26 protein-coding genes, 1 riboswitch and 1 other annotated feature are annotated in these 23,692 nt (G+C 41.3%); of the genes, 18 read left to right on the top strand and 8 right to left on the bottom strand.

The genetic code is table 11. The features are described from left to right. Position 1: 1 nt before the first annotated feature. Positions 2-793, top strand: a complete 792-nt coding sequence (locus ACTHPA_RS08375) for an HAD family hydrolase (RefSeq protein WP_440499716.1) — start codon at positions 2-4, stop codon at positions 791-793. A 97-nt stretch (positions 794-890) separates the two neighbouring features. On the opposite strand, the gene serA is transcribed toward ACTHPA_RS08375, so the two are convergent. Continuing rightward, positions 891-2,477, bottom strand: coding sequence for a phosphoglycerate dehydrogenase (gene serA / locus ACTHPA_RS08370; protein WP_440499715.1), 1,587 nt, complete (start codon positions 2,475-2,477; stop codon positions 891-893). Further along, a complete protein-coding gene (locus tag ACTHPA_RS08365) occupies positions 2,474-3,637 on the bottom strand; it encodes a pyridoxal-phosphate-dependent aminotransferase family protein (RefSeq protein WP_440499714.1) in 1,164 nt (387 codons plus the stop codon). The genes serA and ACTHPA_RS08365 overlap by 4 nt, the downstream gene beginning before the upstream one ends. 55 nt (positions 3,638-3,692) lie before the next feature. Then, positions 3,693-3,915: a binding site (T-box leader), on the bottom strand. A 336-nt stretch (positions 3,916-4,251) separates the two neighbouring features. Here ACTHPA_RS08365 and ACTHPA_RS08360 point away from each other — a divergent pair. After that, entirely contained in the window at positions 4,252-4,767 is a 516-nt protein-coding gene (locus tag ACTHPA_RS08360) for a DUF3231 family protein (RefSeq protein WP_440499713.1), read from the top strand. 98 nt (positions 4,768-4,865) lie between these two features. After that, complete coding sequence (locus tag ACTHPA_RS08355; protein ID WP_440499712.1) at positions 4,866-6,911, top strand: prolyl oligopeptidase family serine peptidase; 2,046 nt, start codon at positions 4,866-4,868, stop codon at positions 6,909-6,911. Between the two features lie 31 nt (positions 6,912-6,942). On the opposite strand, the gene ACTHPA_RS08350 is transcribed toward ACTHPA_RS08355, so the two are convergent. After that, a complete protein-coding gene (locus tag ACTHPA_RS08350; protein WP_440500090.1) occupies positions 6,943-7,872 on the bottom strand; it encodes a M23 family metallopeptidase in 930 nt (309 codons plus the stop codon). Between the two features lie 196 nt (positions 7,873-8,068). Between ACTHPA_RS08350 and ACTHPA_RS08345 the strand changes: the two genes are divergently transcribed. Beyond that, positions 8,069-8,386: a thioredoxin family protein gene (locus ACTHPA_RS08345; RefSeq protein WP_440499711.1), complete on the top strand. Its 318-nt coding sequence runs from the start codon at positions 8,069-8,071 to the stop codon at positions 8,384-8,386. A gap of 106 nt (positions 8,387-8,492) precedes the next feature. Here the strand turns inward: ACTHPA_RS08345 and ACTHPA_RS08340 are convergent, their stop codons facing one another. Continuing rightward, positions 8,493-9,212: a glycerophosphodiester phosphodiesterase gene (locus tag ACTHPA_RS08340; RefSeq protein WP_440499710.1), complete on the bottom strand. Its 720-nt coding sequence runs from the start codon at positions 9,210-9,212 to the stop codon at positions 8,493-8,495. 89 nt (positions 9,213-9,301) lie between these two features. Then, positions 9,302-9,580 (bottom strand): AbrB/MazE/SpoVT family DNA-binding domain-containing protein, encoded by a 279-nt coding sequence (locus ACTHPA_RS08335; protein WP_440499709.1) that lies wholly within the window; start codon positions 9,578-9,580, stop codon positions 9,302-9,304. Positions 9,581-9,775: 195 nt separating this feature from the next. Between ACTHPA_RS08335 and ACTHPA_RS08330 the strand changes: the two genes are divergently transcribed. The 10 genes from ACTHPA_RS08330 (at position 9,776) to ACTHPA_RS08285 (ending at position 16,117) form a co-directional block, all read left to right on the top strand. Next, on the top strand, positions 9,776-10,633 hold the full coding sequence (locus ACTHPA_RS08330) for a YitT family protein (RefSeq protein WP_440499708.1): 858 nt from the start codon (positions 9,776-9,778) through the stop codon (positions 10,631-10,633). 55 nt (positions 10,634-10,688) lie between these two features. Then, positions 10,689-10,796: riboswitch (SAM riboswitch) on the top strand. A gap of 104 nt (positions 10,797-10,900) precedes the next feature. Further along, on the top strand, positions 10,901-11,809 hold the full coding sequence (metA, locus tag ACTHPA_RS08325; RefSeq protein ID WP_440499707.1) for a homoserine O-acetyltransferase MetA: 909 nt from the start codon (positions 10,901-10,903) through the stop codon (positions 11,807-11,809). Between the two features lie 125 nt (positions 11,810-11,934). Then, positions 11,935-12,651 (top strand): YetF domain-containing protein, encoded by a 717-nt coding sequence (locus ACTHPA_RS08320; protein WP_440499706.1) that lies wholly within the window; start codon positions 11,935-11,937, stop codon positions 12,649-12,651. A gap of 132 nt (positions 12,652-12,783) precedes the next feature. Continuing rightward, on the top strand, positions 12,784-13,356 hold the full coding sequence (locus tag ACTHPA_RS08315) for a TetR family transcriptional regulator (RefSeq protein ID WP_440499705.1): 573 nt from the start codon (positions 12,784-12,786) through the stop codon (positions 13,354-13,356). Between the two features lie 101 nt (positions 13,357-13,457). Continuing rightward, positions 13,458-13,799 carry a DMT family transporter gene (locus tag ACTHPA_RS08310; RefSeq protein ID WP_440499704.1) on the top strand — a complete coding sequence of 114 codons (342 nt, stop codon included), beginning with the start codon at positions 13,458-13,460 and terminating at the stop codon, positions 13,797-13,799. Beyond that, the gene (locus ACTHPA_RS08305) at positions 13,799-14,113 is read left to right on the top strand and encodes a DMT family transporter (protein ID WP_440499703.1); all 315 of its coding nucleotides are present in this window, start codon (positions 13,799-13,801) and stop codon (positions 14,111-14,113) included. Before ACTHPA_RS08310 ends, ACTHPA_RS08305 begins: the two co-directional genes overlap by 1 nt. Before the next feature lie 167 nt (positions 14,114-14,280). Next, positions 14,281-14,811 carry a hypothetical protein gene (locus ACTHPA_RS08300; RefSeq protein WP_440499702.1) on the top strand — a complete coding sequence of 177 codons (531 nt, stop codon included), beginning with the start codon at positions 14,281-14,283 and terminating at the stop codon, positions 14,809-14,811. A gap of 30 nt (positions 14,812-14,841) precedes the next feature. Beyond that, complete coding sequence (locus tag ACTHPA_RS08295) at positions 14,842-15,219, top strand: hypothetical protein (protein ID WP_440499701.1); 378 nt, start codon at positions 14,842-14,844, stop codon at positions 15,217-15,219. Between the two features lie 100 nt (positions 15,220-15,319). Then, entirely contained in the window at positions 15,320-15,925 is a 606-nt protein-coding gene (locus ACTHPA_RS08290) for a hypothetical protein (protein WP_440499700.1), read from the top strand. Between the two features lie 42 nt (positions 15,926-15,967). Next, positions 15,968-16,117, top strand: a complete 150-nt coding sequence (locus ACTHPA_RS08285) for a DUF3977 family protein (RefSeq protein WP_440499699.1) — start codon at positions 15,968-15,970, stop codon at positions 16,115-16,117. Between the two features lie 390 nt (positions 16,118-16,507). Here the strand turns inward: ACTHPA_RS08285 and ACTHPA_RS08280 are convergent, their stop codons facing one another. Next, positions 16,508-17,170: an HAD family hydrolase gene (locus ACTHPA_RS08280; RefSeq protein ID WP_440499698.1), complete on the bottom strand. Its 663-nt coding sequence runs from the start codon at positions 17,168-17,170 to the stop codon at positions 16,508-16,510. Between the two features lie 108 nt (positions 17,171-17,278). Here ACTHPA_RS08280 and ACTHPA_RS08275 point away from each other — a divergent pair, with 108 nt between their 5' ends. Further along, positions 17,279-18,178, top strand: a complete 900-nt coding sequence (locus ACTHPA_RS08275; protein WP_440499697.1) for an RluA family pseudouridine synthase — start codon at positions 17,279-17,281, stop codon at positions 18,176-18,178. Positions 18,179-18,217: 39 nt separating this feature from the next. Here the strand turns inward: ACTHPA_RS08275 and ACTHPA_RS08270 are convergent, their stop codons facing one another. Further along, a complete protein-coding gene (locus tag ACTHPA_RS08270; RefSeq protein WP_440499696.1) occupies positions 18,218-18,859 on the bottom strand; it encodes a spore coat protein in 642 nt (213 codons plus the stop codon). A 159-nt stretch (positions 18,860-19,018) separates the two neighbouring features. On the opposite strand from ACTHPA_RS08270, the gene ACTHPA_RS08265 reads away from it, so the two are divergent. Continuing rightward, on the top strand, positions 19,019-20,302 hold the full coding sequence (locus tag ACTHPA_RS08265) for a LysM peptidoglycan-binding domain-containing protein (protein WP_440500089.1): 1,284 nt from the start codon (positions 19,019-19,021) through the stop codon (positions 20,300-20,302). A 51-nt stretch (positions 20,303-20,353) separates the two neighbouring features. On the opposite strand, the gene ACTHPA_RS08260 is transcribed toward ACTHPA_RS08265, so the two are convergent. Further along, positions 20,354-20,497, bottom strand: coding sequence for a hypothetical protein (locus tag ACTHPA_RS08260; RefSeq protein WP_440499695.1), 144 nt, complete (start codon positions 20,495-20,497; stop codon positions 20,354-20,356). Positions 20,498-20,801: 304 nt separating this feature from the next. Here ACTHPA_RS08260 and gdhA point away from each other — a divergent pair, with 304 nt between their 5' ends. Together gdhA and ACTHPA_RS08250 are read left to right on the top strand one after the other, a co-directional pair. Then, on the top strand, positions 20,802-22,181 hold the full coding sequence (gene gdhA, locus ACTHPA_RS08255) for an NADP-specific glutamate dehydrogenase (RefSeq protein WP_440499694.1): 1,380 nt from the start codon (positions 20,802-20,804) through the stop codon (positions 22,179-22,181). A gap of 266 nt (positions 22,182-22,447) precedes the next feature. Further along, positions 22,448-23,656, top strand: coding sequence for an argininosuccinate synthase (locus ACTHPA_RS08250; protein WP_440499693.1), 1,209 nt, complete (start codon positions 22,448-22,450; stop codon positions 23,654-23,656). The last annotated feature ends 36 nt before the right edge of the window (positions 23,657-23,692 follow it).

The raw sequence follows: 23,692 nt of genomic DNA, 5'->3' as shown, positions 1-23,692 counted from the left end.
GATGATACGGACACTCATTTTCGATTTGGATGATACGCTTTTATGGGATCAGAAAAGCATTGCGACAGCATTCGAGAAAACTTGTCAATATGCTGAGGAAATGCAAGACGTTGATGCATTACAACTGGAAGCAGCCGTTCGCGAAGCTGCAAGGGAACTGTATGCCGCGTATGATACATATGACTACACACAAATGATAGGAATCAATCCTTTCGAGGGATTATGGGGAATATTTGACGACCCCGGCGAAGAATTTCAGCGAATGAAAGAAGTCATATCAGATTATCAGCGCGATGCATGGACGAAAGGGCTCAATAAACTGGGGATTGATGATGGGGACTTCGGTGAGTCGCTAGCCGCGCGGTTTATTGAGGAACGAAAAAACTCACCATTTGTTTACGATGAGACATTCCCTGTTTTGGATAGGTTGAAAGGCAAATTTAAACTTGTCCTATTGACAAACGGCTCTCCTTCGCTCCAACAAACAAAGTTGGAAATTACTCCAGAGCTGGCTCCATATTTCGATCGAATTGTCGTTTCAGGAGCATTTGGCAAAGGAAAGCCGGATCCTTCCATTTTCGAGCATGTGTTGGAGGAAACAGGGACATCAGCAGACGAAGCTCTTATGGTCGGCGATAATTTACTCACAGATATTTTAGGTTCTTCCCGTGTAGGAATGCGTTCCGTATGGATTAATCGAGAAGGGAAATCGGTGCATCCGGACATTCAGCCGACGTATGAAATAAAACATTTGGACGAGCTTTTTCCGATTTTAGAAAAGATGAAAAGGTGAGTCCCGCAACGGGAACTCACCTTTTTAGCGCAAGGGCTCCATTAATTCATCAAGGGCTCCTTTATTCGTGCAAGGGCTCCATTAATTTTACAAGGATTCAAAGATCAATCGCCTTCACTTCATAAATATCTGCAAGATCAGTCAAATCTTCAAGTTCCGCCTGCTCAACCCGATTATCAATCGTGAGCATCATGATGGCGTCGCCGCCGACAGTCGAACGTCCGACTTGCATCGTTGCGATATTGATGTTTTTCTCTGCTAACAACATTCCGACACGTCCAATTGCTCCGGGCTGGTCTTTATGCTTGATGAACAACAGATGTCCTTCTGGCACAACATCGACCGCGTAATTATCGACTTTCACAATACGTGCTCCTAAGCCGTTCAGCATAGTGCCTGCAACGAGATGTGTACATTTCGCTGTGACGATTTCCGCAGTGATCAAATGGAGGAATCCTTTACCGGCAGTCGTCTTATGCTCATTCACTTTAATATCGAACCGCTCGGCTAAAAATTTCGCATTGACGTCATTGACATGATTTCCGAGATTCCGTTTTAAAATACCTTTTACCGTATTGCGTGTCAGGGCACGCACATCATAGTTTGCGAGCTCCCCGGCATATTTTATGTTCACTTCTTCAATCGCTTCGTTGGTCATTCGGGAAAGGAAAACTCCCAGCTTTTCGGATAAATCGAAGAATGGAGCGATTTTTGCCATCACTTCTTTCGGGACGGAAGGGAAGTTGACTGGATTTCGCACAGATTCTCCTGTAAAGAAATTCACGACGTCCATACTTACATCGACCGCTACGCTTTCTTGGGCTTCCACAGTGCTCGCTCCGAGATGCGGCGTAGCTATTACTTCAGATAATGTAAGTAGTGGATGATCGACGAATGGCTCCGTCTCAAAAACGTCAAGAGCTGCCCCGGCGACTTTGCCTGACAAAATAGCGGCGTAAAGAGCATTTTCGTCAATAATTCCTCCTCTTGCACAGTTGATGATCTGAACGCCATCTTTCATTTTCGTAAATGCTTCTTCATTCAATAAATGTCTAGTCTCTTTTAATAAAGGAGTATGGATTGTAATGAAATCAGCCACCCTTAATACGTCCTCGACGGTCCCAAAGCCGATCCCCATTTTTTGCGCCTTTTCCTCCGTTAAAAAAGGGTCATAAGCAATAACATTCATCCGTTGTCCTTTTGCACGTGCTGCCACTTCCGCACCAATTCTTCCAAGTCCAATGACGCCGAGCGTTTTATTTTTCAGCTCGACACCGATAAACGACTTACGATCCCATTTGCCGTTTTTCAATGAGTTGAACGCTTGTGGAATTTTCCTTGCCAACGCCGTCAGCATCGCGATTGTATGCTCAGCTGCGGAGTTCGTGTTGCCGTCAGGTGCATTGACGACGATGATTCCGTGCTCCGTGGCGGCATCCAAATCGATATTATCGACCCCGACACCTGCACGTCCAATTATTTTTAAGTTGCTCGCAGCTTCAATCACTTCTCGTGTCACTTGTGTTTGACTGCGGACGAGCAAAGCATCGAAGCCTTTAATCCTTTCAAGCAATGCTTCTTTTGATAAATCGGTGGCAATAGTGATCTCCAATCCTTCCGCCTGACGTAGTGGATGGATTCCTTCTTCGCTTAGCGGATCGGCTATTAATATGTGGTATGTCATCGGTAGTTCGCTCCATTCTTCAAATAGATTCGCTGTGCTGCCGCAACTCCTTTGCCGAGCTCAATTTCATTTCCGGATTGGATCAAACCGATTTCGATCATGCTAAGTGTCTGCAAAACATCGGCAGGGGAGCAATAGCCCATATGCCCGATGCGGAAGATTTTCCCTTTCAAACGTTCCTGTCCGCCTGCTACTGATAGTCCGAATTCCTTTTTAATCACTTTCCGGAATTGCTCCACGTCGATCTCATCTGGCCTGACGGCAGTAACTGTATCTGATGCATCTTCATCATTCGTTAATAGCGGGATATCTAGTGCCTTGAAAGCTCCGCGTACCATTTCTTTCAGTAGCGCATGTCGACTGTACACGTTTTCCAACCCTTCCTTTTCCAGTAAATCAAGCACTTGATCGAGCCCAAAGAGAAGGGAAAGAGCAGGGGTGAAAGGTGTCGTATCCTTTGCAAGATTGTCTCTATACTTTGACAAATCCAAATAGAAACCACGGTTCGGGTTTGAATGAATTACATCCCATGCACGCTCGCTTACCGCGATGAACATCAATCCGGCGGGCAGCATAAATGCTTTTTGTGATCCAGTCACCATAATGTCGATAGCCCATTCATCCATTTTCGTTTCGACTCCTCCGACACATGAAACGCCGTCCACTATTATGAGTGCATCGGAAACTTCTTTCACCGCGGCAGCAAGTTCGTGGATTGGATTCATTACACCGGTAGAAGTTTCACAGTATGTTGCAAAAACGGCGCTTATTTTTGGAATAGTACGGAGATGCTGTTGAATTTCAATAGGATTGAAAGCTTTCCCCCACTCAACTTCGTATTTATGCACGCGGATGCCATATGCTTCGCAAATATTCACAAAACGTGCCCCGAATGCACCGGTTACAATGACGAGCACTTCATCCAAAGGTTTAACGGCATTGACGACAGCTGCTTCCAATCCTGAAGTTCCGCTTCCCGTAACGATCAGGACATCCTGTTTAGTCCCAAACACTTTATTCAGTCGTGGTTTGATTGAACGAATCAATTCCGATGTCTCATTGCCTCTATGACCAATCATCGGTTTAGCCATCGCTCGTTGAACACTTGGCGGAATCGGTGTCGGTCCTGGAATTCGTAAGTATTGTTGATCTTGCAACATGTCAATCTCCTCCTTTAAGTAAATGAAAAAAGCCTTTCGTCCCTTGCAAAAAAATGCAAGGGGCGAAAAGCTTTACGCTACGCGGTGCCACCCTTTTTCGCTGTCGTTCGGACAGCCTTCATTGCATGCGTAACGGTCATGTGCCGGATGAACGTACTTTACAAGTTTCTGTCCATCGATTCAGGAGTGCTGCCTTACGTCGAAAACGCTGATTTTCACCAACCATCAGCTCTCTAGAGATTCCGTTCCGCAAAGCCTGTCTCCGTCCAAATCATTATCGAGTTATTTAATTAGTCACAATCATAACACGGTTCTTCTGGATGTCAACCTATCATTCGTGTATTTTTTAGAAAATACTACGAAATACTTATTAAGTAGTTCGTTTTACATTCAAAGACGAATAATATTATTTTATTTTTTATAAAACATTCGCCTTTAATGTAATTTGTGAAATGTAGAGAAAAAATGTATTGCATAACATATTATCAAACATTCCGAAAATGTCAATCTGATTTATTTTACGCGGACCTAGTGTATAAAATAACAATTTCTTCACATCATAACTGCAATTCCATAAACACCAATGGAAAAGTTTAAGAAAAGAGGGAGAAAAATTGGGCATTTTAAATGGTAATCCGAAAGAAGAGCCAATGCACTATGGTGAAGTACTCGGTTGTTGGGCATATGCAGGTGCAAACAAAGGTTTGATCAGCGGATATGAAGGCTTCATCAATCATGCTGGAGACGAGGAACTGATTAAATTATTGAAAGATGCAGTTGAGATGATGAAAGAAGAAAATAATGCTGTTGAGAAAGTGTTGAAGGACAACGGTGTGACACCACCTCCCACATTGCCAGAACGTGCAAAAGCGAATGCTGAAGAAATTCCAGTAGGAGCGCGTTTTATGGATCCGGAAATCAGTGCGGCAGTATCCATAAACGTTGGGCAAGGTCTTGTATCATGCAGTCAAGTAATCGGCCAATGTCTCAGAGAAGATATTGCAATGATGTTCAGTAAATTTCATGCAGATCGACTATTGTTTGGAATGAGATTGCTTCGTCTAAACAAAGAGAAAGGCTGGATCATCCCGCCTCCATTACATGGTGCGACATTCAATAGCCATAAATGAATTTTGGCAGCTGAGTTTATTCAGCTGCTTTTATTATGCTCACTTTTCTGAACTGTATGGTAAAATGTCAATTGTAAGTCATTAAAGGGGGATTTGAAATGGTATTATTTACTAGAAAAGAAGATGTAATTGAGAACTTTCATGGAACTGAAATACGAGATCCATACAGATGGTTGGAAAATCCGGAAGACCCGGAAGTACAGCAATGGGTCGACAACCAAAACAAACAGACACAAGACTTTATCTCAACCTTTCATAATCGCGAAAACGTGAAAAGCAAACTGACGGAAGCGTGGAATTTTCCGAAGTATACTGTTCCGACCAAAGAAGGGGACTATTTCTATTTCCACAAAAACGATGGACTCCAAAACCAGGCTGTATTTTACCGTACTAAAGATCTTCATTCCAAGGAACTGGAAGAAGTGTTAAATCCAAATACGATGAATGAAGAAGGTACAGCCGCCATTACCAATTTATCTTTCACAAGTGATGGAAAGAAGTTAGCATACGGCATTTCTCTTAACGGAAGCGACTGGCAGGAGATCAAAGTTCGAAACTTGGAGACAGGGAAGGATGAAGCTGATTTAATCCGTTTTTGCAAATTCTCGAGCATTGCTTGGAATGAAGAAGGGACAGGCTTTTACTATAACCGTTTCCCAGATCCAGCAACCGTATCTCCGGAAGAGCAAAGCTTCTACAATAAAGTATACTGGCATGAAGCAGGGACGTCCCAAGAGGATGATGTGCTCGTTTACGAAGATACGGACAATAAGGAGTACTCTTTCAATCCGATATTTTCGGATGACTACCGGTATTTGATCCTGAACGTATGGAAAGGTACTGAAAATAAAAGTCGGATTTATTATAAGGATCTTGAAAAAGAAGAGGAATTTGTTCGCCTGTTTGATAAAGGGGATGGAGAATATTCGTTTATCGGAAATGAAGGGAATACATTCTATTTCGTTACAAATGTCGACGCACCGCGTGAAAAAATCATAGCAGTCGATCTCGAAAATCCGTCTAAGGAAAATTGGATCGACATTATTGCAGAAAAAGAAGATGTATTGTCATTCGGTAAAATTGTAAACCGTCAACTAATTGTCTGCTATTTGCATAATGCTCATTACGAACTGAAGATTTTCGACTTGGATGGCAATCATGTAAAGGATGTGCAATTGCCGAATTATATTTCGTTGACAGGTTTAACAGGGAAGAAAGAGGAGGCGTGGATGTATATCGGATATACATCTTACTTGTCGCCGAACGAGATTGCTAGTTATGATTTCGCTCAAGAAGAATTGAATAGTGTTTTTCAAGGAGAGAATAAATTCAGCACGGAAGGATTCGAGACATCCCAAATTTTTTATGTCTCAAAAGACGGAACGAAAATTCCGATGTTTTTAACACATAAGAAAGGATTAGTCCAAAACGGAGAAAATCCTGTCCTATTATACGGGTATGGCGGATTTAATGTGAGTTTGACCCCATCTTTTTCGCCTGCGGTTCGTATGTGGATTGAACAAGGCGGCGTCTATGCTGTCGCAAACTTGAGAGGCGGCGGAGAATTCGGAGAAGAGTGGTACAAGGCAGGAACACTAGCGCAAAAACAAAATGTATTTGATGATTTCGCTGCGGCGGCTGAATGGCTTATTTCTGAAGGGTATACGAAGAAGGAAAAACTTGCAATCATGGGCGGCAGTAACGGTGGTTTGCTCGTCGGTGCAAGCATCACACAACGCCCAGATTTGTTCGGGGCGGCAATTTGCCAAGTGCCCGTCACTGATATGCTCCGCTATCACAAATTCACAGTAGGGCGCTACTGGGTGACGGATTACGGAAATGCCGAAAAAAATGCCGATGATTTTGCGTTCATGATCAAATATTCCCCGCTTCATAACGTCAAGGAAGGCGTTGACTATCCACCGACTTTAATAACTACTGCCGATACGGATGACCGTGTCGTTCCAGCGCATGCGATGAAATTTGCAGCGACTTTGCAGGCAACTTATGAAGGAAGTAATCCAATCTTACTCCGCGTCGAAAAAAATGCGGGACATGGACTTGGGAAGCCGACAGTTAAAATTATCGAGGAACAGACGGATGTCTACTCGTTCTTATTCAAGACGTTAAACGTAAAAATATAAGAAGAGAGGCTGTCTCAAAATCGAGACAGCCTCATTTTTTCTGTTCCCAATTTCGAAGTGCAGGAAACGGATCAAAGGCCCATTCAACCCGGCCGTTGTATTTGTATACTCCATAATGGAGATGGGGAGGAAATTTACCAGATGTACCTTCTTTTCCATATCCTGTGCTGCCTATGAATCCGAGAAGCGTTCCAGGTTCTACAATATCGCCTTCCTTAATGCCTTTATCAAAATACGCCAAATGGGCAAAGTAATGATATGTGTTATGGTTGTCACGAATGCCTACGCGCCATCCACCATATTCATTCCACCCTAATACTTCAATGACGCCATAGGAAGTTGCGACGACGGGAACACCATAGCCTGCAAAAATATCCGTTCCTTCATGAATACGACGTCCTCCCCATCCGCGGCTTGAGCCCCAAGTGCTGCGGTATGTGTAGTGGTGTCCTTTTGGAATCGGGAATACATGTTTATCCAGTTCGACAGTTTCAAAATGCTTATACAACTTGGCTATTGTCACAATCTGATTGACGGTCGCTTCCCGCTTATAATAGTGCCATAATGCCGCTTTGAATTCATTTTCATCTGGTCCGTACATGGCTAAATGTGAAGCCATTGTTTGCAGCACATCCATAGGGTCAGACAAGTCAGCCATCCCATCTCCGTTGCCATCCGTCCCTTTACCGCCAAAAAGCGTGATCGTCGTAGCAGAAGCGTCCGTATAGTCAGGATTCAATGCGCCAAACCAATGATCAACAGAGTACTGAATGGAAATCGGTCCCTCCACCTTCGTTAGATCGTTGCGAACTTGTTGGATGTTTCGTTCAAATTGATCGATCGCTGCAAGGTGGTACCACGGAACGAGTTCACTTGCGAATTGCAAATAAAATCCCATCCGTTCTTCCATAATCTCCTTATCGCTGCGTTCGTCGGAAGCAGAGGAAATGGTAGGCGTCATACAAAGACAGATCATTATAAATACAGATGCAATTATATAAATACGCAATGGGAAACCTCCTTTGTTGAATGATTAGAATTCCCCGATCGTTCGATTTCATGACTTTTTTGTTTCTGCTAAAAATCGTCATTATATGGCTGAATATACGTTGGATGATATACTTTAAGAGAGATGAAAATAGAAGGAGAGAGTATGAATGGAAAAACTTCAATCGGTTGAACAGTTTGAGCAATTGAAAAATGAGGAGCGGACGATGTTCATGTTTTCGGCGGATTGGTGCCCTGATTGTAGGGTGATCGAGCCGTTCTTGCCTAGTATTGAGGCGGATTATCCGGAATATACTTTCATTTATGTTGACCGTGATGATTTTATTGATGTTTGTCAGCAGTTGGATGTTTTTGGGATTCCGAGCTTTATCGCTTTCCATAATGGGGAAGAGGTTGGGCGTTTTGTAAGTAAGGATCGGAAGACGAAGGAAGAGATTGAGGAGTTCATTAACGGTTTGGATGCATGAAAAAAGAGATATCGCTAATCCTTAGATGGATGGCGATGTCTCTTTTTTATGATGTCTCTTTTTGCCCTTCGCCTTTTTCCATTTCAATCCTATCCCCAATTTACTTTTATTTAGAGAAAAAATTAGCCATTTTTTCTGGGTAGTCGGTGAAGATGGATTGGACTCCGGCTTGTTTTAGTATTGTTGCGTATGATTCGTCGTTCACTGTGAAAGTTCTGACGGGCATGCCGCTTTTTATAACTTCAGTGATGGAAGGGCGGATTGCGGCAGGGAATAGGATGTGAAGCGCATCCGCAGGTATTTTGTGTAAATAGTCCAACGGGTGGACGAGTACTTCCATGAATAATGCTGCTGTCTCGATTTGAGGATTGATTCGCTTGACGAGCTGGATGGCAGTGTGGTCAAAAGATGAAATGATAACGCGGGATTCCAGTTGCCTTTCCTCAATTAATTCAAGCACTTTTTGAACCATTCCTTCATAAGGAAAAATATCCGATTTCAACTCGATATTTAGTTTATGATCTGTCGAATCGAATATATCGAGAACTTCCTTCAATGTTGGGATTGTTTCACCGTGGAATTCGGGTGCAAACCAGCTGCCGAAGTCATATGATTTCAATTCTGCCAAGGACATATCTTTCACATAGCTTGTTCCATTTGAAGTACGGTCAATTGTTTCATCATGGATGACGACGAGTTCACCATCCGCTGCCATATGTACATCGAATTCAACGCCAAAAACAGGGAGACGTGCAGCTTCCTTGAATGCGGCAATCGTATTTTCCGGATAGTTTCCGGATGCGCCTCTATGTGCAATAATCTTCATTTAGCTTCCTCCGTTTTCATAGATCGGATCATTTTTCCCGCAGCAAAAGGGCCACGGTACTTTACCGTTGCCCTCTCATTTGGAACTAGTCAATCCCAAGTTTTATTTGCTTCGATTTCTTTTTTCAATATTTCCGCTCCTTTAGGACTTATATACATGCCATTTGAAAGTTTTGTATTTTCGGGGGTGATTTCTCCGGTTACGATGCATGCCGCATCCACCACATATTTTCGAAGAATGATCATATCATCGTCAACAAAGATTTCCATTGGTGCTCCTTTTTCGAGCTTCAATGTATTTCTTAATTCTTTTGGAATCACGATTCGGCCAAGATGGTCGACTTTCCTGACAATACCTAAACTTCGCATAGTATCCTCCCTGACTTATGTTTTTTTTTTACTATTGTCTACAATTATACCAGTTAATTAGAAAAATACAAAAAAATGAATATACTTTCATTTAGTCTCCTATTCTCTCTATTCCTTTTATCTATGCTTTAAAACGTTTCTGAACAACGTTTTTTCTGATAGAATAGTTAAGTCTTTTAAGAAAGGAGAACAATTATGTCATTATTTCATAGGAAGTCGGTAGTTTTCGACTATGTTCAAATCATTATCGGAGCGACATTGGTCGGTCTTTCATTCAATATATTTTTATTGCCATCGCGCATAGCGGCGGGCGGCATTTCTGGTGTCAGTACGATCCTCTATGAATTATTCGGCTATAATCCTGCGTACGTTCAATGGCTTATTAATATTCCACTTATCGTGTTGGGACTATTGCTTGCAGGGAAGGAATTCAGTACAAAGACAATCGTAGGTACTTTTTTTGTTCCATTCGTCATCTATTTGACGCATGGTCTCCATTTACACGTTGATAACCCGCTTCTTAGTTCCATCTATGGGGGCATAATGCTCGGGATTGGACTTGGGATTGTGTATAGAGGGAATGGTTCCACAGGCGGCACAGCTTTGATAGCCCAACTCCTAAAAAAGTATACCGGTATTTCAAGCGGCTTTTCCCAATTGATCGTGGATGGAATTGTCGTTGTCACTTCAGCTTTTGTTTTCAATTTTGAACTTGCTTTATACGCCCTTATGTCGATTTACGTAACGAGCAAGGTAATAGACTTCGTACAGTTGCAAACTTCACCGATAAAACTTGTTCTCATCATTACGGAAAATGAAGAGAAAATCCAGTCGGTCATTCAAAATGAAATTGACCGGGGGTTGACGAAAGTGAAATCGACGGGAGGATATTCGAATAACGAGAAGACAATGATCTTCTGCGTCGTGGAACAGTCAGAAGCTGTCTATTTAAAAAAATTGCTTCAAACCGCTGAACCGTCATCATTTGTCATTTTCCTTAACGCTTCAGAAATATTAGGACTTGGTTTTTCAAAAGCGAAAATTCATCGATGATAAAAAATCAGTATACAATTCAAATAATGATGATATAATAGTTTCAATTGAATATTTCTTATCAAGAGAAGCTGAGGGATTTGGCCCGATGAAGCTTCAGCAACCTCTGCGTCTGCAGGAAGGTGCTACCTCCAACAAGATGTTACATCTTGAGAGATAAGAACGGAGAAGTTTTAAACGAATCCTCGTTCCTATCTAATGGAACGGGGTTTTTTAACGTCTAGGCTTCGGGCGCAATGCGCTTTTGAATAATAAGGGGGAGACGAAATGCCAATCAATATACCTGAACAATTGCCGGCACGTGAGCTGTTGAAAGAAGAGAGGATCTTCGTAATGGATGAAGGGCGGGCGACGACACAGGATATCCGTCCGTTAAATATTCTTATCTTGAACTTAATGCCGGAAAAAGAAAAAACAGAGCTTCAGTTGCTTCGACTGCTAGGCAATACGCCGCTGCAAGTGAATGTTACGTTTTTGAATACCGCTACGTATGAATCAAAAAATGTGAGCAAAAATCATTTGGATTCTTTTTATACGACATTCGAGCACGTCAAAAACAGACGTTATGACGGGCTAATTATTACAGGCGCGCCGATTGAGCATTTACCGTTCGAGGATGTCGTCTACTGGGATGAATTGAAACAGATTATGGATTGGTCCAAAACCAATGTCACTTCGACACTACATATTTGCTGGGGCGCTCAAGCTGCCCTTTATCACCATTATGGCATCAATAAATTTGAACTGCCGAAAAAACTATCGGGCATATATAGTCATCAACTGACCGATCCGACTGTTGAATTGACACGTGGCTTCAACGATGTTTTCACTGCTCCACATTCGCGGTATACGTCAGTGTCAATCGAGGAGATCGAGCAAGAGCAGGATCTTCAACTATTGGCGGTTTCAGAAGAAGCTGGCGCATTCATCATCCTATCAAAGGATTCCAGACAGATTATGATTACGGGTCATTTAGAATATGATGCATGCACACTTGGCGAAGAGTATGCGCGAGATTTGAAAAAAGGGATCGATATTGAAATCCCTGAAAACTATTTCCCGAATGACGACCCCAAAAAACAACCGTTAAATACATGGCGTTCCCATACACATCTTCTTTTCTCGAACTGGTTGAATTATTATGTGTACCAAGCGACACCGTTCGAATGGGAATAAAAATAAAATAGACTAACGCGAAGCACGAGTTTTGAATTTCGTGCTTCGTTTTTGTGTTTTATACATTTTTCGTCCGTATATTGTCCAAGTACTTTCACACACTAATTGTAGTGGAGGTGTGTACGATGATTTCGGAAGCTCTTGAAAGCATGCATTTTTGGGAAATGGTATCTCGAACTACATTTGCTTTTATAACACTTATGATTCTTGCCAGATTGATGGGGAAAAAACAGATTTCACAGCTTACATTTTTTCATTACGTCACTGGAATTACAATCGGCTCAATTGCGGCTGATATAGCTGCGCAATCGGAAACCCCTTTTCTGAATGGTGCGGTTGGTTTGATTTGGTGGGCATTGTTGACTGTTTTCGTGAACTATTTAACAATGAAATCGAAAAAAGCAAGGAAGCTTTTCGATGATTCACCAACTATCGTAATACACAGAGGAAAAATAAGTGAACAGGGGATGAAGAAAGCTCGCCTCACATTGAATGATCTTAATATGATGCTCCGCGAGCAAAGTATATTTACGGTCACGGACGTGAACTATGCTATTCTCGAAACGAATGGGCAATTAAGTGTCATGAAAAAAGCAAGCCAGGAAGCAGCTACCCGCAAAGATGTAAAAGCACCTGGCCAAGAGCCAAAGTATATACCAACAGAAATCATTTCAGACGGGAATTTGATCAAAGAAAATTTGACCGAGCTGAACTTAACAGAAGAATGGGTATATGAGCAACTAAAGAAAAATGGGATTGGTAAAGTGGAACAAGTATATTACGCTGAAATCACTGGCGACGGAAGCCTCCATATCGACATGCGTACAGAAGATAAAAAGTAAGTTACGATGCTAAAAAGGGGGCCGAATTTTACCGCCCCCAAATATTTAAGTAGACATTACGACAACTAATGCTACTTTTATGTTATAATGACTGACAGTCATTCATTCATTTAGTGGAGAGGTGGACGGCAATTGGATAAAAAAGAAAGAATTATAAAAGCGGCTATAGAAGTCTTTCGTAAGCAAGGCATCGAGAAGACAAAGATATCCGATATTGTGAAAGTGGCAGGAATTGCGCAAGGAACATTCTATTTATATTTTCCTTCAAAACTGTCGCTCATGCCAGCAATCGCTGAAGTCATGGTCGCAAAAACATTGGAGATTGTAATCGACAGAGTGTCGGATGATGCGCCATTTCCAAAACGGATGGAGCAGCTCGTCGATGCGATTTTTGAAGTCAATGAAGAATACCATGAAATACAAGCACTCATTTACTCAGGATTGGCATCAACAGAACATCTGAAAAATTGGGAGACGGTATACGCCCCATTTTATCAATGGGTGAGTGATGGACTCCAGCAAGCGATTGACGACGGTATAATACGTAATTCAGTTAATCCAGACAGGACGGCTAGACTTGTCATCGGCCTCGTCGAATCAGCTGCTGAACAAATTTATCTATACGATACAGACAAAGAACACGAAGCGATTATCCAAAAGAATGAAGTGAAAAACTTTTTGAAGCATGCCCTTGCCATCGACTAAATGGTTATCGGATAGTTTAGTTCAAAAAAATCATTATTATTAGGCAACTCGTCATCACGTAAAATGAATGACAGTCAGTCATTAAATAGGGAGTTATTAATATGAACAAATCATGGATTTATGTAGCACTAACAAGTTTTTTCGAATTGGTTTGGATATTTGGTTTTAACATTGCCACTGAATGGTGGCATTGGGTTCCGATCATTGTTTTCATTGTTTTCGATTTTCATTTCTTGGCGAAAGCTTGTGAAAACCTTCCAACAGGTACCGTCTATGCAATATTTGCTGCAATCGGTACAGTCGGGACTGCTTTGATGGATGTTTTCCTATTCGGCGAAACGCTTGGTGTAGGCAAACTATTTTTCATTGCCATTTTAGTTATAGGGGTTATTGGGTTAAAGCTTGCTGATGATGCGGAAGAGAAGAAAGGAATTGTGAAGTGATGGGTTGGTTATTTGTAAGTATTGCAGCGATAAGCGAGTTTGTAGGCGTTGTCGGGTTGAATAAATATAGTGAACAGAAGTCATTTGCAAATGCGCTGCTTTTCGGCGGTGGATTCGGAGCGGCGTTCGCGTTTCTTTATATGTCCTTCAATTATTTGCAAGTAAGCACTGCGTACGCAGTGTGGATTGGTATAGGAACGGCTGGTGCCGTACTCATCAATATGCTGTTTTTCGGTGAATCGAAAAGCAAGGGGCGCATCGCCAGTCTGCTTCTCATAATTATCGGTGTTATTGGATTGAAAGCTTTATCGTGAAGCTATGAATACATGAATGGGGAAGCAACTTGAAATAATAGTTGCTTCCTTTTTTAATATGCCAAATAAACTAGTAAGTTATATGGCAATATAATACAATAAGTTAAAGTAGATAGTATTTTTTATTTTCAAAAAAGTTACGGTGGTCAGTACAAAGGGGAGTGCTAATGAATAGATCAATAGGAAACCGATATTTATGTTTGATGTTATTTTTACTATTTGCACTATCTGCATGTGCTTCAAGTCCGGATTTCGAGTTATATCAAGGGCGATCACTGAAAATCGCGGTAGTTGGAGAAGTACCTAAAGTGAAAGAGGAGCATGTGGAATTTGTAGAGATACCAATTAATGAAATGAATAGTGAAGAACTAAATGCTTATGATGCAGTTTTTATTAGGGAAAACAATCTTTTAGAGGCTTCTGAGAGTCAATATACAGATATTTACTTACAATCATCAATTCCATTTTTCTTTATCGGAGCGTCTAATCCAATACCTTTTACTGTAAAGGACGTGGAGTACGACGAGACATGGGAGTGGACTGCCGGTACTGGATATGCTGTTGGTGTACTTGTATCGCAAGAAGAGGATACAGAAAGGCATTGGCGTTATGGTTTGTACAATGATGAAAAGACTGAAGAACATCTTAAGCAAATGTATTCACTAATTTTCAATACAATTAGTGAACTAAATCCTTAATAAGAAGGAGTATTCGGAGGGGAAGGGGCTATGTTCAGTAGGAAAAAGAAAGTAAAAGATATTATTATATCCTTAGTTGTGGTTTTACTAATCAACGTTGGGATTTTGTATTATGTACATTTCTACACACCTAAGAATTCACTTGAATTATATCAAGATATTACATTCGCGGACAGTATGGAAGAGGTGCAGAAATTATTCTTAGACGGTTATGAACCAAATATTTCAGAAGATGACTTAACGTATATCCAAGATCATACGGCTAATAGAGTAGGGCAGTTTACACTTTTCGAGTACAATGCAAAGTCATATGTAATTATGACTTCTCCCAGAACTAAAAAGTTAAAGGTTCTCGCTGTGGAAGAATTGCCTGAAGATATTAGAGTATTCTTTTCGGAACTTAAATGAGAAATTGCTTGACTTAAGGATAATGATAATTGATTAAAGTTGTGCTGGAAGCTTGTATCGAAGATTCCAAATGAAAAATTAGTATTTAGATGGAGGAGTCATGTTAACTTCTACAATGATCCTGGGTTGGATAGGAGTATTATTATTTTTGATCATTATCTCCACATATAAGAAGATGGCAAAACGTAATGAATATGCTATCTTGCACCTTTTGATGGCACTTATGTACGCGATGTGGCTACCTTTACCACTTTCGTTGTATCTTTTATTAGGTTCAGACACTTTGTTAGTGGGTACGATCTTTGGCTTAGCCTATTTATTCATGTTGGTTATATCAATGGCACTTCAAACGGGACATATTGCATTTATAAATAAGCACAACGAGGATCATTTGATACCAGAAAAACATGCAGAATATATGATGGCAACATTGACTAACCCATTTGAAAGTTTACTAGGCGTTTTTAAATGTTTGTGGGCCATATTTTTAGCAATCTCCTTCTGGGAAAATGGCGAGATATTGATGGCGAGTATCATGCTCCTATTCGGTTTGTTCATTTTTTATTATTTGTTTATCACGATTGACACCAGTTTAATGAAACGGGTGAAACTGTTTTCCAAAGTTAAGCCTAATATAGTTTTAGTCAACCTTGAAACTTTAATCTTTTTTATTATTTTGATGTGCTACGCCACTATTCGTATTTGAATAATCGTCCATGGTTTAGAAGAAATGAAGTGAATTGATTGTTTGAAATTTATTGAGTTTGGGATAGGGAATACTTGGCTTGTCAGGACGGAGATAGAGTTATCAGATGGGACTGAATGTGAGGAAATAGGAATAGTTGGACCCATCCAATGTCACCATTGGGAAATCTGTTTTGAAAGGGAAGTGAAATAGATAATGTGGATATTCCTAATGCCTATTTTAGCGCTTATAACTTTTGGTATGCTGGTTGATTGGAGAAACAAAAGAAATAGGAACATTCACCACGAATCCATTAATCCGAATGCAGAATCAGAAGAAAGATTGAATTACACAATGGAAGGTGACCGAAATTCACCGCAGAGCTATTTGTAAACGTTTAATAAAAAGGGCGGCATTGGCTGCTTTTTTATTTTTGAATATCAATATTTGGCACGTACCAAAGATGATGTTATCCAGGCAGGCTATTCAGTTAAAACGTCTTTGCAAAATGACCCACGACATTTTGAGAAAGTCCCTGAATTAAATATGAAATAAAAGAACAAAAAGGATTTCAAAAAAATTGAAGTCCTTTTTGTTTATTGTTTATATAATCTTCCAATTTCGATCTTCCGCAATCCGCTGCAACCGCGCCTCAGGTCTGACAGCAACTGGATTTCCGACTAGCTCAAGCACAGGAAGATCTGAATAGCTGTCTCCGTATGCAAAGCTATTTTCCCAGTCAACTTGCTTTCCTTCAAATGTCTTCATAATCATTTCGGTTTTTCGTTTGCCTTGGATATGATAAATTTCCGTTTCGCTGTCAAACGCGCCAACTGCTGTAAAAGGTATGTCAGTTCCGATGATTGTATCGAATTCAATGCCATCCGTCACGGCATCCAATAATTGTGTATACGCACCGGATACAAGCATGACATGCATACCTTCTTCTTGGTGCTGTCTTACCTTTTCTACGACTTCTTCATTGAAAGCTTGTCGCATGACTTCCTTCATTTCATCGAAATATTGCTCATACTCAGCTTTTGATAAGGTTTGTAAGGAGTTCGCGTAAATTTGCATCGATCCTTCCCTCATTTTCGCTTCCGGAACGATTTTTATTTTGTATCCTATGTAGAGTGGAAGAATCCTTCGAAAGAAAGCTTTATATTTTGAGCTGTGTGTCGGATGGCGCTTCAAATGATCCATTAATAATTGAAAAGTCTCTTTTGAATAAAGAGTACCGTCAAAATCGAATATCGCAACTTTCATTGAATAAATCCCCCTATTTATACAAACAACATTTAGTAATGATGATACAGCGTTTGAAATGAAAGGGCAATTTGTGGATAATTGATGGAGAGAGTGAGGAGACAGGACATGCATAAGAATCAAAAGAAGAAAAGGGAAGATTCTTTCCTTTTCACAGTGAATGAAGAGGCGGAGTTATTACCGTTTTTATTAGAAAACATGAATAAGAACAGCCGGAATTCCATCAAGTCGATGTTAACGAGAGGACAAGTCTCCGTAAACGGCAGGGCAGTAACAAAGCATAATCATCAACTGTTGCCAGGACATAAGGTGGAGATTGTCACGAATAAAGCTGCTTTGAACGAGAGCAAAATTACTGGTTTGACAATTATCTATGAGGATGACGCAATTATTGTCATTGATAAGGAAGCAAGCCTCTTATCAATGGCAGCAAAAGATAAAAACGAAAGAACGGCGTTCAGTGAAGTATCCGCTTATGTTAAACGTCAAGATCCACGGCAAAGAATATTCATCGTCCATCGATTGGACAGGGATACTTCAGGTGTCCTTCTGTTCGCGAAAAGCGAGCAAGTGAAAATGGCATTGCAAGATCATTGGGATGAGGTCGTGAAAGAAAGGATCTATACGGCGTTAGTGGAAGGGAATGTGCGCAAGGAATCAGGCACAATCAAATCGTGGCTGAAGGAAACACGTACCTACAAAGTCTATTCGAACCCGACAGACAATGGCGGACAACTTGCCATCACTCACTTCCGAAAATTAAAATCGAACCGCCAATATTCATTGCTTGAGGTCAAATTGGAAACGGGACGAAAAAACCAAATCCGCGTCCATATGGAAGAAATCGGACATCCTGTCGTCGGAGACAAAAAATACGGCTCGACCGTAAATCCCATTAAAAGACTCGGTCTGCATGCAACAGCAGTAACGATCATCCACCCGGTTACAAAAGAATTAATGAAATTTGAATCCCCGATTCCATCATCCTTTATCAATAAATCGGTATGAAAAAAGCTGCCCTGACAAATAAGTCAAGGCAGTTTTTTCTTATTGCACCGTATGATTTGGCATGCCCGGCTGACCTACAGATGAGGCGTATGCATTCAAAATCGCCTGCATATCTTGTTGGGCAAGCTGCGGAACTTGATAATAATGATGCTTGTTCTGATAAATTGACAACTCATAAGCCATCTCAATGCAGTTCGGAATTGAATCCTGCAACACACGTCTTACGACTGGATTCGTTGTTTCAAGAGCTGCCATCGTTTTCCCTGACGCATTCGCTTTCGCAGATCCGAGTAGGAAGCCCGAAATTACTTCATCCGAAATTTCGCTCGCATTTTGCATCGGCTTCTTCGGTTGCGATTGCTTCATACCATAAACGAAATCATTGCCTTGCTTCATTTTGTAGCTGCCTGTCGGATGCGATGGGTCCTTGCCCGTTTTGAAAGCTTCCACCGTAATATTATATTCATCCAACGTAAAGCGGTACTGCCTGTCCAAAATGTCGAGCAACTCTGGATCCTTGACATGCGGCCGTAAAATCATTGCCTGATTCATTGCTGCAATAGCATTTGATAGTACCTCATGGACATCGAATAGCTCATGGCCACCATGATTCATCTGTGGCGGGACTGTGCCTGTATGCATGTTTTGATGCGTTTCTCCACCGAAATGATTTTGTGTCAATATATACATCCTCCTTTGTCAATGTATTTTCAATCGGAAATAGTATGGCTTCAAAGACACGGCGTATGCGCGTAAAAAATTCTAAATACGCATAATCCCCGACTATGAAAAATAGCATATGATAAAGGACATTTTGTCAATGAAAGGCAGTGGATGAATATGCTAATACATGTCGTGCAACAAGGGCAGAGTTTATATGGAATCGGTCAAACATATGGAATTCCATATGAGGAAATCGCGACAGCGAATGAGTTAATCGATCCTTCTCGTATCGTTGTTGGGCAAGCGCTCGTCATCCCGGTTACAGGCAGTTATCATTGGGTGTTGCCTGGACAATCGCTTTATATCATTTCTCGACTTTACGGCATAACAGTGGAGGAACTTGCCAAAGTCAATGGAATTTCACCAAACAGCATTTTGCAAATAGGGCAACGATTGTACATCCCTCAAAGACCAAAGCCGGTAAAAGAGGTTTTCCTTTATGTAGAGCCGAGAGAGGCGATAATGCAATCAACCGTCCAAGAAGTACGTAACCGGGCACAAGATTTGACTTACTTGGGAATGTTCAGTTATGAGGCACAACGGGACGGATCGCTGAAGGCACCGCCGATTGATGATATTCCTGAAATTGCTGCAAGAGCAGGTGTTTTAAATGCAATGGTTGTCAGTAATTTAGAAAACTTCGCGTTTAGTGCAGATTTGGCACATATCCTATTTACCGATCAGACAGTGCAAAACCGTTTATTTGAAAATATACTCCAAACTGCAAAAAGATTTGGCTTCAGTGACATCCATTTTGATTTTGAATTTATTAGACCGGCGGACAGGGAATTGTATAATACGTTTCTCCGGAATGCACGTGCCCGATTTCACCCGGCCGGCTTGACGCTATCCACTGCATTGGCTCCGAAAACTGCAGACGATCCGACTGGATTGTATGGTGGGATTGATTACAAAGCGCATGGGGAAATATGTGATTTCGTCACATTGATGACATATGAATGGGGTTATTCATATAGCGACCCTCAAGCTGTCAGTCCAATCAATCAAGTGCGCAGAGTTGTAGAATATGCAGTGAGCCGGATACCGCGAGATAAGATCTTTCTAGGGCAAAACTTATATGGATATGACTGGAAGTATCCATATCCACCAGAGACGGGAGTTGCTGCAAGGGCGCTCAGCCCACAGCAAGCAATTAATTTGGCGATTAGCCGGAATGCGAATATCCAATATGATGCTGTTGCGCAGGCGCCATTTTTTCTCTATTGGGATGATAATGGCGTGCGGCATGACGTCTGGTTCGAAGATGCACGCAGTATACAGGCGAAATTCAATTTGCTTAAAGAATTCAATTTACGGGGAATAATGTATTGGAAGCTAGGTTTAGCTTTCCCTCAAAACTGGCTGCTACTCACAGAAAACTTCACAGTCCGAAAGCGATAATTAAAACGAACCATATGTGCTGTGGCACATATGGTTCATTTGATGAGGCAACTATTTTTCTTTTGAAATGTAATTTATTGCGTTTTGGAAAAAGTCCATATCCGGATTGATCAACAGAGCAGGTAGGAATGCAAAAGCCATTAAGATTACTAAATTGGCTCCTAGTACGGCACGTAGCAATTTGCTGAATTTCATAAAGCATCTCCTCTTTCTCTTTTAGTTGTTTTCCAAATCGCAATGTCTTTGGATATCCCTAATAATAATCTATGTTCAGAAATATGAAAATGATTTTATTTTCGTTTTACTAATTTCGACAGGATTAGTGAAACCGACTTATTATAGTTATCGTAAATACGGGCAAAATGAAAAAGTTGTTGTATATATTCATATTTTCAGTAATACTTAATAAAACGAATAATGATTTTGAAATATTAATTTCCGTTGAAATATTTGACACTAGTCTTTTTTTCTTCGGTATTTTCAAGAAAGGATGAGGCATATGACAAATATGGATAACAACCGGGAATTCCGGAATCGGGCGAATGATTACGTTCATGAAGTTTATGAACTGGTAAAGAAGAGAAATCCGGATGAAAAGGAATTTTTGCAAGCTACGAGAGAAATATTCGATTCGCTTCGCCCGGTCTTTGCCAAGCATCCAGAATATATTCGAAACGGCATCCTAGAGCGTATAACGGAACCGGAACGAATTATTTCATTCCGTGTCGCTTGGGAAGATGACAAAGGAAAAGTACATGTCAATCGTGGATTCCGCGTACAATTCAATAGTGATCTTGGTCCTTACAAAGGCGGCCTCCGATTCCATCCTTCCGTAAACAATAGCATCATGAAATTCCTAGCATTTGAACAGATATTCAAAAATGCTTTGACAGGACAGCCGATCGGGGCGGGGAAAGGCGGCTCCGATTTTGATCCGAAAGGCAAATCCGAACGTGAAATTATGCGCTTTACTCAGAGCTTCATGACCGAATTAAGCAAGCATATCGGACCTGATATAGATGTGCCTGCTGGTGATATCGGTGTCGGTAAACGAGAAATCGGTTATATGTTTGGCCAATACAACCGCTTGAAGGGCGGCTATGAGGCTGGCGTTCTAACCGGAAAAGATCCGAATCATGGAGGATCATTAGGACGGAAAGAAGCGACTGGATATGGGACTGTCTATTTCGTCGAAGAAATGTTGAATGAAAACGGACTTTCCTTCAAAGATAGTACGGTCGTAGTATCAGGATCTGGAAACGTATCGACATATGCTATTGAAAAAGCCCAGCAGCTTGGAGCAAAAGTCGTTGCATGCAGCGATTCGGGCGGCTATATTTTTGATAAAAATGGCATTAACCTCGATACAGTAAAGAGGTTGAAAGAAGTCGAAAATAAAAGGATTTGGGAATATACGAAAGAACATCCGGAAGCCGAATATCATGACGATTGCTCGGCGATCTGGTCCATTCCTTGCGACATTGCTCTTCCATGCGCAACACAAAATGAAATCGATGAAATTGCAGCCCATATGCTAATCGCTAACGGCTTAAAAGCACTTGGAGAAGGTGCGAATATGCCTTGCAATATTGAAGCGATCAATATTTTCCTTGAGAATAAAATCCTTTTCGCTCCAGCAAAAGCGGCAAACGCAGGCGGAGTGGCAGTATCTGCAATGGAAATGTCACAAAATAGTATGAGGCTCGCATGGACAGAAGAAGAAGTGGACATGCGCCTAAAAACAGTAATGGAAAACATTTATGCAAGCTGTAAAGACGCGGCCGAACGGTTCGGCAAACCAGGGAATCTCGTCATGGGCGCCAACATCGCAGGATTCTTGAAAGTCGCCGACGCAATGGTCGCTCATGGTATAAGATGAATAACCGAAACTACCTTGCAATTAATAGTAAGGTAGTTTTTTATTTATTTTAAAAACAATTCCAGCTCTAAGTTCTCACAGCCGCGCATAAACCACATCAACCACTCTTAAATGTCAATACCCGCTCATAACGCTAATTATCCAATTCATCAATAATTTTTCACTTTCCTTATACAAATCTATTGCTATTCAAAAAATGTATGTTATTATAAAAATACATAAAGATGAATAAAGATACATTTGGTTGAATAAAGGAGGACGTAAAAATGGGAAATAAAAAGGTTGTATTAGCATATTCTGGTGGTCTTGACACTTCAGTGGCAGTTCAATGGTTGACGGATAAAGGGTATGACGTAGTCGCATGTTGCTTAGATGTCGGTGAAGGAAAAGATTTGCACTTCATTCAACAAAAAGCGTTGCAAGTCGGTGCGGTGAATAGCTACGTCATCGATGCGAAAGAAGAGTTTGCTCAGGATTATGCATTGCTCGCATTGCAGGCGCGCACATATTATGAAGATAAATATCCTCTCGTTTCAGCGTTATCGCGTCCTTTAATTTCCAAGAAACTTGTCGAAGTCGCGAATAAGGAAAATGCGACGGCCGTAGCGCATGGCTGTACTGGAAAAGGAAATGACCAAGTTCGTTTTGAGGTTGCAATCAAAGCCCTTGACCCTTCACTTGAAGTCATTGCACCGGTACGTGAATGGAGCTGGTCGCGTGAAGAGGAAATCGCGTATGCGAAGGAGAAGAATATTCCGATTCCAATCAATCTAGACAGTCCGTATTCGATCGACCAAAACTTATGGGGGCGCAGCAATGAATGCGGGATTCTAGAAGATCCGTGGGCAGCACCGCCCGAAGAGGCATTTGGTTTAACAGTATCGATCGAAGAGGCTCCGGATACGCCGGATGTAATTGAAATCGAATTTGTAAAAGGTGTGCCTGTCAGCATTGACGGAAAGAAATATCCATTAAGCGAACTGATTTTGAAATTGAATGAAGTTGCTGGAAAACACGGGGTAGGAAGAATTGACCACGTCGAAAATAGACTAGTCGGCATTAAATCGCGTGAAGTATACGAATGTCCAGGTGCCGTTACTTTGCTGAAGGCTCATAAGGAATTGGAGGACATCACGCTAGTAAAAGATGTCGCACACTTTAAGCCGCTCGTATCCCAAAAGCTAAGCGAACTGATCTATAACGGATTATGGTACTCGCCGTTGCGAAATGCATTGGAAGCGTTCGTGAAAGAGACGCAGCAGTATGTCAACGGTGTCGTGCGTGTGAAGTTGTTCAAAGGGCATGCGATCGTAGAAGGAAGAAAATCATCCAATTCACTTTACGATGAGAAATTGGCGACATACACATCCGAGGATGAATTCGATCAGTCAGCTGCTGTCGGCTTCATTCAATTATGGGGTCTGCCGACAGAAGTGCATAGCACGGTGAATAAAAAACAAAAAGTGAAAAACTAACTAAGTTGTAGCCTCCTGCAGAAAAGTGCAGGAGGT

The sequence above is a fragment of the Sporosarcina sp. SAFN-015 genome, assembly GCF_051966875.1.
Taxonomy (GTDB): domain Bacteria; phylum Bacillota; class Bacilli; order Bacillales_A; family Planococcaceae; genus Sporosarcina.
This window is presented reverse-complemented; position numbering and strand designations above follow the sequence as displayed.

Coding starts and splice junctions, on each gene's coding strand:
- ACTHPA_RS08375 (WP_440499716.1), top strand. CDS start 2: ATGATACGGACACTCATTTTCGATTTGGATGATACGCTTTTATGGGAT.
- serA (WP_440499715.1), bottom strand. CDS start 2,477: ATGACATACCACATATTAATAGCCGATCCGCTAAGCGAAGAAGGAATC.
- ACTHPA_RS08365 (WP_440499714.1), bottom strand. CDS start 3,637: ATGTTGCAAGATCAACAATACTTACGAATTCCAGGACCGACACCGATT.
- ACTHPA_RS08355 (WP_440499712.1), top strand. CDS start 4,866: ATGGTATTATTTACTAGAAAAGAAGATGTAATTGAGAACTTTCATGGA.
- ACTHPA_RS08350 (WP_440500090.1), bottom strand. CDS start 7,872: ATGACGCCTACCATTTCCTCTGCTTCCGACGAACGCAGCGATAAGGAG.
- ACTHPA_RS08345 (WP_440499711.1), top strand. CDS start 8,069: ATGGAAAAACTTCAATCGGTTGAACAGTTTGAGCAATTGAAAAATGAG.
- ACTHPA_RS08340 (WP_440499710.1), bottom strand. CDS start 9,212: ATGAAGATTATTGCACATAGAGGCGCATCCGGAAACTATCCGGAAAAT.
- ACTHPA_RS08335 (WP_440499709.1), bottom strand. CDS start 9,580: ATGCGAAGTTTAGGTATTGTCAGGAAAGTCGACCATCTTGGCCGAATC.
- ACTHPA_RS08330 (WP_440499708.1), top strand. CDS start 9,776: ATGTCATTATTTCATAGGAAGTCGGTAGTTTTCGACTATGTTCAAATC.
- metA (WP_440499707.1), top strand. CDS start 10,901: ATGCCAATCAATATACCTGAACAATTGCCGGCACGTGAGCTGTTGAAA.
- ACTHPA_RS08320 (WP_440499706.1), top strand. CDS start 11,935: ATGATTTCGGAAGCTCTTGAAAGCATGCATTTTTGGGAAATGGTATCT.
- ACTHPA_RS08310 (WP_440499704.1), top strand. CDS start 13,458: ATGAACAAATCATGGATTTATGTAGCACTAACAAGTTTTTTCGAATTG.
- ACTHPA_RS08305 (WP_440499703.1), top strand. CDS start 13,799: ATGGGTTGGTTATTTGTAAGTATTGCAGCGATAAGCGAGTTTGTAGGC.
- ACTHPA_RS08300 (WP_440499702.1), top strand. CDS start 14,281: ATGAATAGATCAATAGGAAACCGATATTTATGTTTGATGTTATTTTTA.
- ACTHPA_RS08295 (WP_440499701.1), top strand. CDS start 14,842: ATGTTCAGTAGGAAAAAGAAAGTAAAAGATATTATTATATCCTTAGTT.
- ACTHPA_RS08290 (WP_440499700.1), top strand. CDS start 15,320: ATGTTAACTTCTACAATGATCCTGGGTTGGATAGGAGTATTATTATTT.
- ACTHPA_RS08280 (WP_440499698.1), bottom strand. CDS start 17,170: ATGAAAGTTGCGATATTCGATTTTGACGGTACTCTTTATTCAAAAGAG.
- ACTHPA_RS08275 (WP_440499697.1), top strand. CDS start 17,279: ATGCATAAGAATCAAAAGAAGAAAAGGGAAGATTCTTTCCTTTTCACA.
- ACTHPA_RS08265 (WP_440500089.1), top strand. CDS start 19,019: ATGCTAATACATGTCGTGCAACAAGGGCAGAGTTTATATGGAATCGGT.
- ACTHPA_RS08260 (WP_440499695.1), bottom strand. CDS start 20,497: ATGAAATTCAGCAAATTGCTACGTGCCGTACTAGGAGCCAATTTAGTA.
- gdhA (WP_440499694.1), top strand. CDS start 20,802: ATGACAAATATGGATAACAACCGGGAATTCCGGAATCGGGCGAATGAT.
- ACTHPA_RS08250 (WP_440499693.1), top strand. CDS start 22,448: ATGGGAAATAAAAAGGTTGTATTAGCATATTCTGGTGGTCTTGACACT.